Annotated in this window: 13 protein-coding genes; 10 read left to right on the top strand and 3 right to left on the bottom strand. The window is 65.1% G+C overall.

Features of this window, described 5'->3' with window-relative positions:
- Positions 1-108 precede the first annotated feature (108 nt).
- From AC3CD9_RS09245 to AC3CD9_RS09280, 8 genes are all read left to right on the top strand, one after another.
- On the top strand, positions 109-1,104 hold the full coding sequence (locus tag AC3CD9_RS09245) for a (Fe-S)-binding protein (protein ID WP_434590608.1): 996 nt from the start codon (positions 109-111) through the stop codon (positions 1,102-1,104).
- Positions 1,101-2,621, top strand: a complete 1,521-nt coding sequence (locus tag AC3CD9_RS09250; protein ID WP_488367347.1) for a lactate utilization protein B — start codon at positions 1,101-1,103, stop codon at positions 2,619-2,621. Before AC3CD9_RS09245 ends, AC3CD9_RS09250 begins: the two co-directional genes overlap by 4 nt.
- On the top strand, positions 2,621-3,343 hold the full coding sequence (locus AC3CD9_RS09255; RefSeq protein WP_488367348.1) for a LutC/YkgG family protein: 723 nt from the start codon (positions 2,621-2,623) through the stop codon (positions 3,341-3,343). Before AC3CD9_RS09250 ends, AC3CD9_RS09255 begins: the two co-directional genes overlap by 1 nt.
- Before the next feature lie 91 nt (positions 3,344-3,434).
- Positions 3,435-4,169 carry an LmeA family phospholipid-binding protein gene (locus AC3CD9_RS09260; protein ID WP_488367349.1) on the top strand — a complete coding sequence of 245 codons (735 nt, stop codon included), beginning with the start codon at positions 3,435-3,437 and terminating at the stop codon, positions 4,167-4,169.
- A gap of 80 nt (positions 4,170-4,249) precedes the next feature.
- Positions 4,250-5,488: a M20 family metallo-hydrolase gene (locus tag AC3CD9_RS09265; protein ID WP_488367350.1), complete on the top strand. Its 1,239-nt coding sequence runs from the start codon at positions 4,250-4,252 to the stop codon at positions 5,486-5,488.
- A gap of 26 nt (positions 5,489-5,514) precedes the next feature.
- On the top strand, positions 5,515-7,023 hold the full coding sequence (locus AC3CD9_RS09270) for a SulP family inorganic anion transporter (protein WP_488367351.1): 1,509 nt from the start codon (positions 5,515-5,517) through the stop codon (positions 7,021-7,023).
- Positions 7,024-7,370: 347 nt separating this feature from the next.
- A complete protein-coding gene (gene nhaA, locus AC3CD9_RS09275) occupies positions 7,371-8,714 on the top strand; it encodes a Na+/H+ antiporter NhaA (protein ID WP_488367352.1) in 1,344 nt (447 codons plus the stop codon).
- A 160-nt stretch (positions 8,715-8,874) separates the two neighbouring features.
- Positions 8,875-9,228, top strand: coding sequence for an antitoxin (locus AC3CD9_RS09280; protein ID WP_172171146.1), 354 nt, complete (start codon positions 8,875-8,877; stop codon positions 9,226-9,228).
- A 139-nt stretch (positions 9,229-9,367) separates the two neighbouring features.
- Here the strand turns inward: AC3CD9_RS09280 and AC3CD9_RS09285 are convergent, their stop codons facing one another.
- Both AC3CD9_RS09285 and AC3CD9_RS09290 read right to left on the bottom strand, forming a co-directional pair.
- Complete coding sequence (locus AC3CD9_RS09285) at positions 9,368-10,102, bottom strand: hypothetical protein (RefSeq protein WP_488367353.1); 735 nt, start codon at positions 10,100-10,102, stop codon at positions 9,368-9,370.
- On the bottom strand, positions 10,102-10,971 hold the full coding sequence (locus AC3CD9_RS09290) for a hypothetical protein (protein WP_488367354.1): 870 nt from the start codon (positions 10,969-10,971) through the stop codon (positions 10,102-10,104). Before AC3CD9_RS09290 ends, AC3CD9_RS09285 begins: the two co-directional genes overlap by 1 nt.
- A 248-nt stretch (positions 10,972-11,219) precedes the next feature.
- Here AC3CD9_RS09290 and AC3CD9_RS09295 point away from each other — a divergent pair, with 248 nt between their 5' ends.
- Both AC3CD9_RS09295 and AC3CD9_RS09300 read left to right on the top strand, forming a co-directional pair.
- A complete protein-coding gene (locus AC3CD9_RS09295; RefSeq protein ID WP_488367355.1) occupies positions 11,220-12,551 on the top strand; it encodes a glutaminase in 1,332 nt (443 codons plus the stop codon).
- 156 nt (positions 12,552-12,707) lie between these two features.
- Positions 12,708-13,526 carry a siderophore-interacting protein gene (locus AC3CD9_RS09300; protein WP_488367357.1) on the top strand — a complete coding sequence of 273 codons (819 nt, stop codon included), beginning with the start codon at positions 12,708-12,710 and terminating at the stop codon, positions 13,524-13,526.
- A gap of 70 nt (positions 13,527-13,596) precedes the next feature.
- Here AC3CD9_RS09300 and AC3CD9_RS09305 read toward each other — a convergent pair whose 3' ends face one another.
- The gene (locus tag AC3CD9_RS09305) at positions 13,597-15,732 is read right to left on the bottom strand and encodes a choice-of-anchor I family protein (RefSeq protein ID WP_488367358.1); all 2,136 of its coding nucleotides are present in this window, start codon (positions 15,730-15,732) and stop codon (positions 13,597-13,599) included.
- Positions 15,733-15,746: the final 14 nt, after the last annotated feature.

Here is a 15,746-nt window from a genome sequence, read left to right on the forward strand (position 1 = left end):
CTACGGTCTGAGCATTGAGTGAAACGGACCGTTTGCGACCACGGCATCGTCCCGGTCGGAAGCCGATCCCGCCAACCGCATCAGCACAGCATCCGGCTTGGAGGTCAGATGAGGATCGCACTGTTCGCCACCTGCATCGTCGATGCGATGTATCCCGAGGTTGCGCAGGCAACCGTGAGAATTCTGCGCCGACTCGGCCATGAGGTGATCTTCCCCGAAGGCCAGTCGTGCTGCGGGCAGATGCACATCAACTCCGGCAAGTTCGCGCAGGCCGAACCGGTCATCGCCAATCACGTCCGCGCCTTCACGAGCACCGAATGGGATGTCGCCGTCGCCCCGTCCGCTTCCTGCGTGGCCTCGCTCGGCCACCAGCAGCCGATGGTCGCCACCCGAGTGGGCAATGATGCCTTGGCTTCCGAGGCCGCCGAGGTGGCCGGCCGCACCTATGAGCTCACCCAGTTCCTCACCGACGTCCAAGGCGTCACGGATGCTGCGGCCGATCTCGGTTCCTATTTCCCGCACCGTGTGACGTATCACCCGTCGTGCCACGGAATGCGGCTGCTGCGCCTCGGCGATCGGCAGTCCTCCCTCGTCCGGTCCGTCGAGGGCATCGACTTCGTCGAACTGCCTCTGGCCGATTCCTGCTGCGGCTTCGGCGGCACTTTCTCCGTGAAGAACCCGGAGGTGTCCTCGGCGATGCTCGCCGACAAGGTGCGCACGATCCAGGCGACCGAAGCCGATGTCTGCACCGGCGGCGATGCCTCCTGTCTGCTGCACATCGGCGGGGGCATGTCGCGGTTCGAACGCACCGGAAGCTTCGACGGCGCCCCGGACGTCACCGCCGTCCACGTCAAGGAGACGAGTTCGACCGATGAGCGGGGGCACACGACCGAGACGCTGACGACGGTCGTCGGTGCCGACGATGACGACCACCTCACCCCAGGCCATCGGGGCACCTCTCCGGCCGAACCGAGCCGCACCCAATCCGGGTTCCGCGTCGGTCAGGCCGCGGTCCATCTGGCCCGGATCCTCGCGTCGACGAAGGAGGACCCGCTGCGGGTGCCGAGCGAAGGAGCAGAAGTGAGCGGAGGGAGCCTGCGATGACCTTTCTGGGAATGCCGCTGCTGCCGTCGAAGCGACGCAGCGATCTGCCCGGCGGGCAGGGCAACATCATCGAAGCCGAGGCCTTTCCCGAGGTCTCGCACGAACATCTGAGCAACCAGCAGCTGCGCAACAACATCGGCCACGCCACCTCGACGATTCGGTCCAAGCGCGCCGAGGTCGTCTCCGAGCTCGACGACTGGGAAGCCCTGCGCGACGCCGGTGAGGCCACGAAGAACGAAGTGATGGCGAACCTGCCCGAGTACCTCGCACAGTTCGAAGAGGCATTCACCGCCGCCGGCGGCATCATCCACTGGGCCCGCGATGCCGATGAAGCCAATGCCATCGTCACCGAACTCGTCGAGGACAATGCGCCGGTGCTCGAGACCGGTCGTCGCGAGGTCATCAAGGTCAAGTCGATGGCCACCCAGGAGATCGGTCTCAACGAGCACCTCGAGGCCGAAGGCATCGATGCGTTCGAGACGGATCTGGCCGAACTCATCGTCCAGCTCGGCGAGGACAAACCCAGCCACATCCTCGTTCCCGCCATCCACCGCAACAGGGATGAGATCCGTGAGATCTTCATGGACAAGATGCCCGACGCAGGGGAGCTGACGAATGAACCGGCCGTCCTCGCCGAGGCGGCCCGTCGACACCTGCGCCACAAATTCCTCACCACGAAGGTCGCGATCTCCGGAGCGAACTTCGGCATCGCGGAGACCGGCACCCTCGGTGTGGTGGAGTCCGAGGGCAACGGACGCATGTGCCTGACCCTGCCGGAGACGCTCATCACCGTCATGGGCATCGAGAAGCTGCTGCCGCGGTTCGCCGATCTCGAGGTGTTCCTGCAGCTGCTGCCGCGGTCGTCCACCGGTGAGCGGATGAACCCGTACACCTCGTTCTGGACGGGTCGGTCCGAAGGCGACGGTCCGCAGAACGTCCACCTCGTCCTCCTCGACAACGGACGCACCAGGGCCCTGGCCGATGAACACGGGCGCACCGCGCTCAACTGCATCCGCTGCTCGGCCTGCATGAATGTCTGCCCCGTCTACGAACGCACCGGCGGCCACGCCTACGGCTCGACGTACCCGGGGCCGATCGGAGCGATCCTGTCCCCGCTGCTCACGGGAGTCGAAGAGCAGGGCAACGGTTCGCTGCCGTACGCGTCGAGCCTGTGCGGCGCCTGCTACGACGTGTGCCCGGTGAAGATCAACATCCCGGAGATCCTCGTCCATCTGCGGAGCGAAGACGTCAAGGCCAACCACTCCCCCGTGTCCTCCCAGCTCGACGCCGCCCTCACCGGTGCGTCGTGGATGATGGGCGACGGGAAGCGGATGGCCGCGGCGGAGAAGGGACTGCCTCTCGCGCACAAGGTCACCGGCGGTGAGCAGATCAACGCCCTGCCCGGAATCGCCGGCGCCTGGACCTCGAGCCGGGACATCCCGGCCCTGCCCGAGAAGAGCTTCCGACAGCTGTGGGCCGAAGAGGAAGCAGACAACCGCGACGAGGAGGGACAGTGATGACCGATACTGCCCGCGAGGAGATCCTCGCCCGCATCAGCGAAGCACTCGGTCGCCGCGGCGGCGGGGAATACGTGTCGTCGTCACCGCGGACGGCGGTACCGGGCACCGGCGGCACGGCACATGCAGTATCCGGTGGGGTCGCCTCGGCGAACACTGCCGCCACGGCCGCCGACGCCGGATACCACCATGAGGGCACGCACACGGGAGAGGACCTCGTCGAGCTGCTCATCGACCGCCTCGTCGACTACAAAGCCAACGTCCACCGCGCCGACGGCGACCCGAGCGCGACGATCGCCGAACTCATCGGCGACCATTCCTCGGTCGTCGTCCCCCGCGGTCTCGACTCGTCCTGGCTGGCGGGGTACTCCGGTGAGGTGCGGGTCGATGTACCGGGTGAGGAGCTCAGCGTCGACGAACTGGACGCTCAGGGGGCGGTGGTGACCGCCTCGGCGGTGGCGATCGCACAGACGGGCACCATCGTCCTCGACGGATCGGAGGAGTGCGGGCGGAGGGCGATCACGCTGGTGCCCGACCATCATGTGTGCATCGTCCGGACGGACGACATCGTCGACATCGTCCCCGAGGGAATCGCCCGGCTCGACGCGCACGCGCCGCTGACGTTCATCTCCGGGCCCTCGGCCACGAGCGATATCGAGCTCAGCCGGGTCGAAGGAGTGCACGGACCGCGCACCCTCGACGTCATCATCCTCAACGGATGAGCGCAGCGAGGTCCTTCGACTCTGCCGAGCCGGCGAGCGCACTCGGACCGGCGAATGCGCACGGACCGTCGAGTGCGGAACAATGGAACCCATGACCACGGCGCAGACCCTTCAGTACCCGCGGCCGGATGACCGGCCTCGTCGTCGCAGTCGGCGGACGACGTTCATCGTCTCCGCGGTCGTCATCGTCCTCACCCTCATCGTCGGCAGTGTCGCGGCCGACCGCATCGTCGACTACACCACGGAGCAGCGCATCGCCGACGGGCTTGCCGACTACGGTGAAGCCGAGGTCTCCGTCGAAGGCTTCCCCATCCTCACGCAGCTGGCTTCCAGAGAGCTGAACTCGGTGCACGTCACCGCCGATGAGGCCACCTATGAGGGCGTCGACTTCACCGATGTCGATGCGAAGCTCTATGACGTTCCCACCGGCGGGTCGAAGCCGATCGGCACCGTCGACGGCACTGCGGTGCTCCCCCACTCGACCCTCGACGAGCTCGCCGCCGAACACGCGAACCTGCCCGAGGGGATGTCGTTCACAACCGTCGACGGTGAGCTCTTCCTCAAGGGATCGATGCTCGGTCAGGATCTGCTTGTGGGCATCGACCCGAAGGCCGACAGCAGGCGGGCCGTCGTCGACGCGACGACGATCAAACTGGGTTCGACGGAGTTCTCCCTCGATCGCCTGCCTGGCTTCCTCACCTCGGAGATCTCCGATATCGTCATCGATCTCGACTTCCTGCCCGCCGGACTCGAGCTCACCGACATCACCGCCACCGACTCGGGACTGCAGGTCCGCCTCCACGGATCCGGAGTCAGCCTGCTATAGACGAACCCAACAGAACCTGCGTGAAGATTCGGGTTCGCGGAAGCTCCGGCACCGACTTATGAGAGGACTCAATGATGAGCATGATCACTCCCGCACGCGAACGCGTCGCCTCCGAACTCACCGAGCTGTCGACATTGACCGACTCCGATCGTCCTGGTTGGACGAGGCGCGCCCTGAGCGAATTCGACGTTTCGGGTCGCGAATTCGCCCGCAGACTCATGCGACAGTCCGGGATGGACACCCGCATCGACGGCGCCGGCAATGTCATCGGAGTGCTGCCCGGCCGCCTCGGTGGTCGTCAGATCATGCTCGGATCGCATACCGACACCGTCGACGGAGGCGGGCGTTTCGATGGGATCATCGGAGTGCTCGGCGCAATCGAGGCAGTGCGGCTCATTCGGGAGCACGACATCCGCGTCGATCACGATCTTGTGGTCGTGGTGTTCTTCAACGAGGAGCCCAATGACTTCGGCCTCTTCTGCGTCGGTTCCCGAGCGATGACCGGTCAGGTCGACCGTCAGACCTTAGCCATGACGGATCCCACCGGACGTTCTCTGGCAGACGCACTGCCTGATTCCCGCATCGACCCCGACGATTTCCTCTCCGCCGCCTACGATTTCAATCCGGTCACGGCCTTCCTCGAACTCCACGTCGAGCAGGGCCCAGAGCTCGAACGGGCGGGTCGGCAGATCGGCGTCGTCGAGACCATCACTGGGATCAACCACTTCCGGGCCCTCTTCACCGGCCGCCAGGACCATGCGGGTACGACTCCGATGGACGTGCGGGCCGATGCCGGCTGCGCGGCGGCTGGAACGGTGCTCGCCGTAGAATCGATCGCCGAGTCCGGATTGAATACTCGAGGCACCAGCGGACAGATCAGCTTCACTCCCGAGGCAGTCAACGTCGTTTCGCAGATCGCAAGCTTCGAAGGAGAGTTCCGAGGCCCCGAAGGCTCCTGGCTCAACGAAGCTCAGCGCCGCCTCACTGCGGCGGCGGGGAACGAGGCCGAGAAGCGCGGAGTCGAGGTCGAAATCGAATGGACCACCGATGATGCGCCGGTCCCCCTGCATGAGCCGATCACTTCCACAATCACCGAGGTGGCCGACGATTTCGGTCTCACGCGCGCAACCATGTTCTCGGGTGCCGGTCATGATGCTGGAATCATCGCCGCAAAGACCCAGGTGGGAATGATCTTCGTTCCGTCTGCCGACGGCCGCAGCCATTGTCCCGAAGAGTTCACCGACTATGCCGACATCATGCCCGGCATCTCTGTCCTGCTCGAAACCATTCTGCGCATCGACCGCCGCAGTCGCGGCTGACCGCGGGGGCGGGTAATGTTCCGGTCGTGACGACTCCCATTCCCGCCGAGACCGCCGACGATGCCCGCCGCTACCGCCCCGATCCGACCGTCCTCACCGCACTGACCTCACCGAGGCTGCTCACCCGTGAGGTCCTGGCCGGGCTCGTCGTGGGGCTGGCCCTCATTCCCGAGGCGATCGCGTTCTCGATCATCGCCGGGGTCGATCCGAAGGTCGGGCTGTTCTCCGCGTTCATCATGGCTACCTCGATCGCGTTCCTCGGCGGGCGCCCGGCCATGATCTCCGCGGCGACGGGAGCGGTGGCGCTTGTCATCGCCCCCGTCGCCCGTGAGCACGGGATGGACATGTTCATCGCCACAGTCATGCTCGCCGGTGTGTTCCAGATCCTGCTGGCCGTGGCCGGAGTCGCGAAGCTCATCCGGTTCATCCCCCGCAGCGTTATGGTCGGCTTCGTCAACGCCCTGTCGATCCTCGTCTTCGCAGCACAGGTCCCGCACGTCATCGGAGTGCCGTGGATGGTCTACCCGCTGCTGGCCATCGCCATCGTCGTGCTCGTGTTCATGCCGAAGCTGACGAAGATCGTGCCGGCACCGCTGATCACGATCGTGATCATCACCGGCATCGTCGTCGTGTTCGCCATCGATGTCCCCACCGTCAGCGACCAGGGCGAACTGCCGCGCAGCCTGCCCGAACTCTTCATCCCGCACGTGCCGCTGACCTGGCAGACCTTCACGACGATCGCACCCTACTCGCTGGCCATGGCACTGGTCGGGCTGATGGAGTCGCTCATGACGGCCAAGCTCGTCGACGAGCTCACCGACACGCACTCGAACAAGACCCGTGAGTCCTGGGGTCAAGGGGCTGCGAACATGATCTCCGGACTCTTCGGCGGGATGGGCGGCTGCGCGATGATCGGACAGACGATGATCAATGTCCGCGCCTCGGGGGCGAGGACTCGGATCTCGACGTTCATGGCCGGAGCGTTCCTGCTCATCCTCGTCGTCGTGCTCGGCGATATCGTCGGCATGATCCCGATGGTCGCACTCGCTGCAATCATGATGATGGTCTGCGTCGACACCTTCGACTGGCATTCGATCCGCCCGTCGACGCTTAAGATGCTGCCGAAGTCCGAGAGCTTCGTCATGATCGCCACCGTCGCCGTCGTCGTCGCCACCGGCAACCTGGCCATCGGCGTCGTCGTCGGAGTGTTCGTGGCCAGTGTGCTCTTCGTTCGGAGGGTCGCCCACTTCGTCACCGTCGAGCGCACGGTCACCGAGGCGGTCGCCCGGTATGTGGTCCGCGGCGAGCTCTTCTTCGCCTCCTCGAATGACCTCACCACTCAGTTCCGATACACACATGATCCCGATCAGGTCGTCATCGATATGACGGAATCGCATGTCTGGGATGCGTCGACAGTGGCCGCCCTCGATGCGATCGTGACGAAGTACGAAGCACTGGGCACGAGTGTGGAGATCACCGGAATGAACGCGTACACCGAGACTCTGCATACGCGGCTCTCCGGCGGGCTGGGATAACTGCCCGGTGAAGTCGGGCAGACGCGCGATCCGCTGAGGTAGACTGTCCGCAATGTCACAGTCAGCCCCGGATGCCGCCTTCTGCCCGAAAGTGTGGGTTCTTCCGCACTCGGGCACCAACGGCTACATCACCACTTGGGGCGAAATGCAGTCAGGCACACAGCCGTTCACGCGCGGAGATCATCCGCTCCGACCCCTGGTGTGATTCTCCGACAGATTTCATCGGCCGAGCCGGCGACGTCCGCTCGAATCACGCGCGGACGCTCAGCGTCGACGAACTGAGCACTGTCTGCACATCCACTCTTCGGGTCGAGCCATCTTCTCTGCCGACCACGAACAGGATCACTGTGACCATCACTTCTGCAATCGCTTCGCCATCCGCCTCACCGACCCCTCTGGGACAGCGCTTGTTCCAGGCGCTCCGCAGCGACACCGTCGGCGGCGCCCTTCTCCTCATCGCCGCATCTGCCGCTCTGATCTGGGCGAACTCACCGGCATCGGCCGGATACTTCGCACTTCGCGATATCGAGTTCGGTTTTGAACCCTGGCATCTGCAGCTGAGCATCGGGCAATGGGCCGCCGACGGACTGCTCGCAATCTTCTTCTTCCTCGTCGGCATCGAGCTCAAGGCCGAATTCACCCGCGGTGACCTGCGTCGGCTCCGCACCGCCGTCGTCCCGATCACCGCGGCGGCCGGCGGCGTCCTCGTCCCCGCCCTCCTCTGCGCGGCCTTCCTGCTCACCCGCCCGGAGCTGCTGCGCGGCTGGGCCATCCCCACGGCAACCGACATCGCCTTCGCCGTCGCCGTCCTCGCGATCGTCGGCTCCCACCTGCCGAAAGCGCTGCGCCTCTTCCTGCTGACCCTGGCCGCGGTCGACGACCTGTTGGCGATCACCATCATCGCGATCTTCTATACCGAGTCCATCGCGGTTCTCCCCCTTGTCGCGGCGCTCGGAATCGTCATCGTCTACGGGCTCATCGCGAGCCGTTTCCGTCGCTTCTTCGTCGACCGTACCTGGGCCGCGTGGGTCATCCTCCTCCCCCTCGGACTCGCCGCCTGGGCGTTCATGCACGCTTCCGGCGTCCACGCGACCATCGCCGGAGTGCTGCTGGGCTTCACGATTCCCGCCGTCGTCGGTCGTGGTTCGAACCGCGCGATCGGCACCGACCACTGTGCCTCCAGCGACCTCGATCCGGATGCCGACAGTAGGTCCGGAATCGACCTTGCCGAGGCGCTCGAACACCGCCTTCGACCGGTGTCGGCCGGTTTCGCCGTCCCGGTCTTCGCGTTCTTCGCCGCCGGTGTCGATATCGGCGGAACCCACGGTCTGGCCTCGGCGTTCTCCCACCCGTTGACCTACGGGATCGTGACGGCACTGATCGTGGGCAAGCCTGTCGGCATCCTCGTCTCCACCTGGTTGGTCACCCGGTTCACCGGTGGGTTGAATCCTGGTCTGCGTTGGGCCGACCTCACCGGCATCGGGCTGCTTGCCGGCATCGGCTTCACCGTCTCGCTCCTCGTCGCCGAGCTCAGCTTCACCGCCGGTTCGGTCGAACACGATGTGGCGAAGGTCGCCGTTCTCAGTGCCTCTCTGTTCTCGGCCGTATTCGCCGCGCTCATCCTCGCTGTGAGGAATGCCCACTATCGTCGACTGCTTCAGGAGCGAAAGCAGTCCGCCTCAGGCGTATAAGGAAGACGGTCACGGGCATGTGGTCCGTCGGTGACCAGCGAATCCGCACCGGGCGATTGCCAGTTCCGTCACAGACAGCCGCACTAGGCTTCGAATCGTCCGTGTTCATCCCCACGATCAGCATCGACAGTGTATTCGACCAACTGAGAAGGACCGTGCCATGGCATTCGACAAATTCCTCGACAAGGCCAAGAACCTCGCCAACGATCCCAAGATCAAGGACAAGCTCAATTCTGACAAAGCTGAGAAGGTCACCGACTCGGTCCTCGACAAGGCCGCCGGTGTCGCTGACTCCCTGACCGGAGGCAAGCACTCGGACAAGATCAAGAAGGCCCGGGACGCCGCCGACAATGCCATCGGCAATGACCGTGATCAGACCGGTGGAGCGAATCGCAGCGACGATCAGCCCGGCGGTGCGAACCGCGGCGACGACGTTCGTGGGAACGATGTCCGCGGAGATGATCGTGGCGACAACGGTCTCGACGGCGGCAACGGACCTGCCGGAAACCGCTGATCATCTGCGTCACCTGATCGAGCCCCTGCCGACTGCGGCAGGGGCTCGATCTCTGTTCGGCGGTCTTAAGCGGACGCAGCGGTGCGGCTGACGGTGCGGCCAGCAGGGTCAGATATGCGACTGTGCAGACAATCCTGGCTCAGGAATCGATGTCCGGGGCCGGCACACCCTTCGGATCGGCGTCGATCGTGATCCGCACTGCGTCGATGACAGCACGATCGTGCAGGAGATCCTCGGCCGGTACAGTCCACGAGTCCCCCGTCTTCTCTCCGCATGACTCGCCACGGGGAGAGAAGACCTCACAGTCGACGGCAGAGATCGGTGCCGCGGACTCGATGACGAGGTCTCCTCGGTCCAAGGGACGGACATACACGACGACGCCATTGTCCTGATCGCCGTTCATGTCTGCTGCAGGCACCGCTGCCCCCGCCACCTCGTAGTTGAGGACCCCTCGATGAGCTCCTGCAGTGAGCCTGTCTGTGGAGAATCCGATATCGACGGAATGCAGCTCTTCCTCGATAGTCGCCTCGGCGGGAGCCGAATCGATGGTTCCCTGCGGATTCGAATAGCGCGCACGCAGGTACGGCGGCAGCAGAGACTCGGAGTCGGGCAGGCGGAATCCGTCATGGATGTCACCACCGAATCCCCATGCTGTCTCCAGCGCCAGCTCGAGTTTCGTATCCATCCGCACCGAGTAGCTGCCATCGGCGGCGATGCTGACCGTGTGCTCAGCAGTCTTGTCTCGCAGCGGGTTCGGCGCTGCATCCACTCCGCCGGGCGCTGCGATCACAGTCGTGATCACCGCAGTCACGGCGATCGCCGCCATAATGGAGAACGCTCCCCGGGTTCCGAATCCTCTCTTCGTCTCGCTCATCACTGCCTCTCCTCTGCAGGGATCGGGGATACTGTCATTCCCGTGGGAGGAGTGAAGGCGATGATTTCATGACTGTCCGTCAGGGACTCCCGCCAGAGCATATGGGTTCCGTCTTCGGCCGCGTCGCCGCTGTTGATCGCATCGCTGTCATCGACTCGCGAGAATGCCTCAGCGTCACACCCGTCACCAAGATCGAAGTCGACGTTGTCGGCCGGACAGTACACCGGCCCGTCGGTGTCGATGTCCAAAGTGTGCGTCGTCTGTGTGCGCTGACCATTCCCGATCACGGGGACGGGCACGGCGAAGAATTCCTCGCCGGCCACGGTGATGAACACATCGTCGAGGACGTATTCGAGCTCGACGACATGACGGCCTTCGCTCCACGGCACGGCCTTTCCGTCGGAATCCTGCGGGGTGAACTCGAAGAGAACCCGCGGGTGGTCGAAGCCCTCCTGCTTCGTCTCTTCGACGTCGATGTGCAGCTCTCCGAGGGACTTCGGTGAGTCCTGAGTCGAGCCGTCGGCTGTGCTCAGCTCGACCGCGCTCAACGACGACAGCTTCGGCATCATCGCCAGCCTGTTGCCGGTCCGTGGATCTCTGCCCACGCCGACATCACTGATCCACAGACCGACCGGTTTTCCGCCTTCAGGCGGGCTCTCGAAGATCAGCCTTTGGCGGATCTGCACGGTCCCGTCTCTGTTCGGGTCCACCTCGGTGATGGTCTCCTGCGGGGTCAGCGCATGCTCGGGCAGACTGTTGGTCTCAGGGTGGGGAGCCGAGTACCGCAGCACCAGCGCGGTCATGATCACGCCGATGACGGCGACAGTGAACGCGATGCCGATGAGGAGGAGCAGCTTGGGGCGGGTCATGACTTCACACTATGGCCGGGTCCCGTCACAGGAGCTGCACTTCCGGTGCCAGACCTGGAACAATCGCTGGGTGCGGCGCTGGGGCTGTGCCGCTGAGTGCGTCATCGAAGTACCGCCGCACCGGCCCCGTTCGGCCGACCCGGTGGCTCTGCTGCCGACGAACGGCAGCCGGCGGGAGAGTGTGTGAGAATGGCAGTCTGCGTCAAGCTACGCTGTGCCCACCGACCACGACTGCAGCAGGAGGTGCCATGCGATCGCCTATCCCGGATTTCCTCGATGAGACGCTCGACCGATTCCGACCGGATCGGTCCGGCGAGAATGCGGACTACATCCCGGACCTCGCCTCAGCGGATCCGGAGAAGCTCGCGATCTGCATCTCCACCCTCGACGGGGTCGAATATACCTCCGGCGATGCCGACTTCGAGTTCTCGATCCAGTCGATGTCGAAGCCCTTCATCTACGGCCTCGCCCTCGAACAGGAAGGCCTGGCCGGGGTCCTCGAGATGGTCGGCGTCGAACCCAGCGGTGAGAAGTTCAACGAACTCTCCCTGGACAAGAAGTCGGGACGGCCGCTCAACCCGATGATCAACGCCGGGGCCATGACCATTCACTCCATCCTCGGCGATCCGGGTGCAAGCTTGGCCGAACGCACGGAGATCGTGCGCGCCGGGCTCTCCCGCTTCGCCGGCCGAGAGCTGTCGATCGACGAATCGGTGGCCGACGGCGAATGGCGGGAGGCCTACCGCAACGTCGCCATCGCGAACATGCTCCGGTCCTACGACATCTTCTATGACGACCCCGACGAGGTGGTCCGCGGCTATATCGAACAGTGCGCGATCACCGTCACCGTCAAAGACCTCGCCATCATGGCCTCGACGCTGGCCGGCGGCGGCATCAACCCGCTGACCGGCGAACAGGTGCTCTCCCCCAGGGTCAATCGGCAGGTGCTCGCAGTCATGATGACCTGCGGCATGTACGACGCGGCCGGCGACTGGATGACAGAGATCGGGATCCCCGCCAAGAGCGGAGTCTCCGGCGGTGTCTTCGGTGTCATGCCCGGTCAGGTCGGCATCGCCACGTTCTCTCCGCGGCTGGACAGGCACGGCACGAGCGTCCGCGGAGCGAAGATCTTCCAGGACCTCTCAGATCGGCTGAGCCTGCACATCATGGATGCTCCGGAACCGGCCCGCTCGATCATCCGCCGTGACCGTCGCTTCGTCGACTCGGAGGGCAAGATGGTCCGCATCTGCAGCCTGCAGGGACTCATCCAGTGGAGCGGTTCGGAGAACGTCCTGCGCACGATGGACGAACCCGGTTCCACCACGAACACCTTCGTCCTCGACCTGCGCCGCGTCAACGAGATCAACTCCGTCGCCCGGAGTATGCTCACCGAGGCGCTGTCACGAATGAAGGACGATGGGATCCGCGTGGTCCTGCTCGACCCCGACGACATGATGCAGTGCAAGGGGCCGAACTCCGCGCTTCCGGGCGTGCAGATCCTCGATTCGCTCAAATCGGTCAAAGGACTCAAACGCATCCGCGACGATCGTCGTCGGGAGATGGCCGACCGCTCCAACTGACGGGGGCCGGTGGGCCCGCCCTCTGGGCTTGGGGCCGGTGGGTGGTCGACAGAGATTTGATAAGGTGAGCCTTACTGAACCCCTGCGCCGAGGCGGCTCCACACTTCAAGGCCGACCGTGAGCTTCCAGGGGCGCCCCGTTTGAGAAAGGCCGCCTGTGACGACCGCACCCAACACCCCCGAACGCACCACACGACCCGCCCGCCAGCAGGCTGTTCTCACCGTGCTCGAGACGACCGAAGTCAGCCCGCACCTGGTGCGGATCCGCCTCGGCGGGGACACCTTCGACAACATCGATTCGAACGACGCGACCGACAAGTACGTCAAGCTCCTCTTCGCCGATCCGGCACACGGGCTCGTCCCACCCTACGATCTGATGGAGCTGCGCGAGCAATCCCCCGAGAAGCTGCCGAGTCGACGTACCTACACGGTGCGCGAGATCAACCTGGACGAGAAGTGGCTGAGCATCGACTTCGTCATCCACGACGATGACGGAATCGCCGGACCGTGGGCGAAGAGCGCGAAGCCGGGAGACACGCTGGTCCTCTCCGGCGCGGGCGGCAAGTACGCCCCTGCCGCCGAGTCCGACTGGCACCTGCTCATCGCCGACCATTCCGCGATCCCCGCGGTGAGTTCGGCCATCGAGGCCATGCCCACCGGAGCCACCGGGGTCGTCCTGGCCTATGTCGCCGACGACGCCGATCGCGTTCTGCCCGAGGCGCCGGAAGGCGTCGAGGTGAGATGGGTGGACTCGGACGACGAGCTCATTGCCGCAGTTGAGGGGCTCGAGTGGCGTGCGGGCACTCCGCAGGTCTTCGCCCACGGCGAGCGCGAGACGATCAAGGCGATCCGCAAGATCCTCAAGGACCGCGAAGTGCCGCGGGAGTCGCTGTCGATCTCGGCGTATTGGGCCCGCGGCCGTGCCGAGGACCAGTTCCAGGCCGAGAAGCGCGAGCCCATCGGCCAGATCGACTGATTTCCCTGCCTGGTCACAGCGACCGCTCACGCCATAGGGTGAGCGGTCGGCGGTCGCGTGCGGCTGGGTGTCAGCTGCGGCGGCGGGCGAGGAAGAAGGCCGCAGTGCCGATGGCGATGAGACCGACAGCGATGCCGCCGAGGATGAGGTATTGACCGAGGTCGGCACCGGTGCGCGGCAGCGGGTCACCGTCACCGTCGGCGTCGTTGGAAGATTCGGAACCGTCTGCACTCGAGCCAGCTTCGCTATCCGACTCCGCCCCGTCAGCAACCGCACCGTCAGCGCGCGAGTCCGCTTCGCTGCCCGCATCGGCCCGAGCGTTGTTGTTCGCACCGGCCTCGGAGTCGGACTCACTGCCGGCCGCGTCAGCCTGAGCATCCTCGTTCGCGTTGTCGTCGGCACCCGTGTTGTCGTCGACTCCGGCGTCCTCGTCACTGCCGGCATCCTCGTCACTGCCGGCGTTCTCATCGTCGCCGTCGTCTCCACCGTTCGCGAGATCGGCCACCGAGTAGAGGCTCGTCGTGCCCGAGACCTCATTGCCGACGACGAGCGCAGCCTCACCCGTCGGCGACTCATCGGAGCCGAGGAACGTAATGCCCTCCGGTCCGAGGTCTCCGGCGCTCGCGAGCAGCGCAGCAGGATCCGAGGCATCTTCGATCTCGTCCTCGACGGAGACCGAGAAGGCCCGATTGTTGAAGTAGGTCGCGAACTTCGGGGCGCTCGGGTCGCTGAGGTCGAAGGCCGCGATTCCGCCGATGCGTTCGAAGCCGACGAACGCGTAGGTCGTCTCCCCCACCTCGCCGATGGTCAGCGCCTCGGGCTCTGGGCCCTTGTCGTCGCTGCGTCCTTCGAGGTTCGACTCGGAATGGTTGGAGTTGAAGAACTCGGGCACCGCCTCGGCGGTCAGCTTCTCGAACTCGTCCCCGGAATCGGCGACGAGCTTCCCGTCGGTGGTCCACACGGAGAATGAGCGGGCGCCGAAAGCCACGAGCTCCTCGTAGCAGTCGCCGGCGTCGTTGAGACCCATGTCGGTGATGATGTTCAGCCGTCCGAGGTCCGCGTCGCCGAGTCTGTCAGCCAGCGGCGAGGTCTCGCACACTGGAGCCAGATCGTCCTCGCCGAGGTCCTTGACTCGCGCCGCATCGACGAAGTCGCCCCATTCGCGGGAGTCGCCCTCGTTCGCGGTGACCAGGTAGTCGGTGCCGCCGGAGGTGAACGTCGAAATCGTATCCGGCATATAGGCGCCCTTGAGCCCCTCGTATTCCGTGATGTTCACGGTCGGAGCATCCTCGGGATCCCGGTCCGACGCGTCGAGTCCGTTGCCGGCCTGGCCATGATCTTTGAGACCCAACGGGAGGATCTTCTCGACCGACGCCGAGGCGATGTCGACGACCGCGATCGCGTTCGCTTCCTGCAGGGTCGCGTAGGCCCTGTCCCCGGCGACAGTGATGTACTCGGGTTCGAGATTGCGCGAGATCGGCAGGTCCTCTTCGGGTGTCGGTCCGAAGATCCGCACATCCTCGGGCAGTGTCTTCGCTCCGCCATCCTCGAACTCGTGGAAGTCCGCAGTGTGCACGTCCGAGTCCGACGGCGCGGCCACCTCGGCGGGGAGGTCGATGACGGACACCGACCCTTCGGGATCGGTCGAGAAATCATCGGCCGGTTCGCCCTCGTTCGCGACCAGGGCATGGCTGCCGTCCGGGGTGACGGTGACCATGTCGGTCAGGGACCCGACGGGAACCTCGCCGAGGATGTCCGCCTCGGGGTCGTTCGCGTCGAAGAACATCACGGTTCCCGGTTGCGTCTTGTCCTCGTCCTCGAGGGCGATGACGCCGAGGCCGTCCTCACGGATGGAGATCGAGTTCGCGACCCCGGTGCCGGTGATCTCGGAGACCTTCTGCGGGTTGGTCGGGCCGGAGGCGTCGATGACGTCGACGGTGGCCGCCTGGGCGTTGACGGTGAAGACCGTGTCGCCGTGGACGGCGGTGATCTCGGCGGCGGATTCGTCGAACTGTCCGGTCTCGTGGGATCCGAGGAAGCCCATCTCGATCTGTGCGTCCGAAGCCGAGGAACTGATGGGATCGTCCACTTCCGCGGCGTGAGCGGGACTCGTGCTCGGCGCCGTGCCGCCGACGGTGAAACCGGTGGCCAACAGGAGGGCGGCCGCCGAGGCCGTGAGCGTCTTCGCGGACAGTGGGATCGTCATCGGTTCTCCGGGAT

This window comes from Brevibacterium sp. MGP-B1, assembly GCF_057766545.1.